This is a genomic window from Aliivibrio finisterrensis, from assembly GCF_008933155.1.
Taxonomy (GTDB): Bacteria; Pseudomonadota; Gammaproteobacteria; order Enterobacterales; family Vibrionaceae; genus Aliivibrio; species Aliivibrio finisterrensis.
Genome location: NZ_WBVP01000053.1, coordinates 1 through 1,479 on the forward strand (window position 1 = coordinate 1; position 1,479 = coordinate 1,479).

Genomic DNA, 1,479 nt, shown 5'->3' on the forward strand with positions numbered 1-1,479 from the left:
TACGTTATTGCCTACGTCTGCAGCAATCAAGGCTCTGTAGTACGCATGATTATTTGCATCAAGCGCAGTTAACCCCATCACGCTGCTTAATTCCGCGAAGCTTAGGTTGCTGGCATCATTAACATTAGCAAAACCTACAATGGCGGTGATTGCTTCCACTGAAGCATTCACCCCATCTATCACGCCTTGTAATTGCGTTAAGGTGGTTAAGCTGCCCAATCGCGTAAATTCAGCGTTATAGGTCGCCATGTTGATGCTGACGATGTTGCTAAATTTACCGCTATCGATTAATAGGGTTTCATCAATGGTTTGGTTATTAGCAAGCAAATCATTGATGTCGTTCAGCACAGTAGAAACCGCTTGACCGGTACCGTAACCGCTGGTGTCTTGCTCCCCATTATCGAGATAACCATCGTTGTCATCGTCAGGGTCAATCACATCATAAATACCGTCACCATCCGTATCGACGTAAATACTCAGCGCTTTTTGATAACCTGCAGCGATTTCATCCGCCGAAAGCGCGCGGTTATGCGCAGCAAAGCCATAGATGCCTTCAACACCTTGTACACTACCTTCATTAATACCGAGCGGTGTAGCGGGATCATTAATGAGCAGAGGTTGACCACTGATTTGCCCAACTTGAACACCATTCACCCAGACTTCGCTATTACTGCCCCTGGCAAGGAAAACAATATGGACTGGATCACCGTAAGGCGAACCAATAGATTGCCCATTCACAGCAGTAAACCTATGGTCAGCCGAACCATAGTTCGTCGCACCTAACTTACCGTTAGATGAAAATTGCTCAAAACGTATGCTCCACTCGGTGTTGTATCCAGTACTGTAATTTTTCAGACCGAGTATCTCCAATGAATTGGAACGGTCCGTTTCAAAATGTACGACGAACTCGTAAGACACTTCCCCACTTAATGCGCTCAAATCGATGGAACGTTGACTTGGTTGACTAATAAAATCTGTCACGACCGCTTCCGGCGTGGTTGCCATTTGGGCTTGATATTGCGCCCAAGTACTTACATTCATGATCCCTTGCGCAGGTAAACCCATTTGCAACCTTGCCCACACGTCAGCAATGCCATCGCTGTTTTCATCGATAGAGAAATCAATATCGAGTGGGTCGTTTGGATCAAAGCCCGCTTGTTTTTCAACGCTATCCGCAATACCGTCTCCGTCATTGTCTGTCATTGGATCGGTATCATCGCTATCAATGATACCAAGAACGCCATCTCCATCACCGTCATAGGAATTCGCATCCAGTGGATCGGTGCCGACCATGACTTCTTGCCCATTGGTAAAGCCATCTAAATCGGTATCGGCGTCTTTGCCATCATTCGGGTCATTCGGATTTAAACCAAACAGCATTTCATCGGCATCACGAATCCCATCACCATCGCTGTCTATGCTACCGTCACCCGCATCCATCGGATTGAGGCCATTATCGGTTTCATAGCCATCGGTTAA

The 1,479-nt window shown here is 46.6% G+C and carries 1 pseudogene; it reads right to left on the reverse strand.

Annotated elements, in window-relative coordinates:
- Nucleotides 1-1,479 (reverse strand): annotated as a pseudogene (locus F8B77_RS17610) (MSCRAMM family adhesin SdrC); the annotation flags it as partial.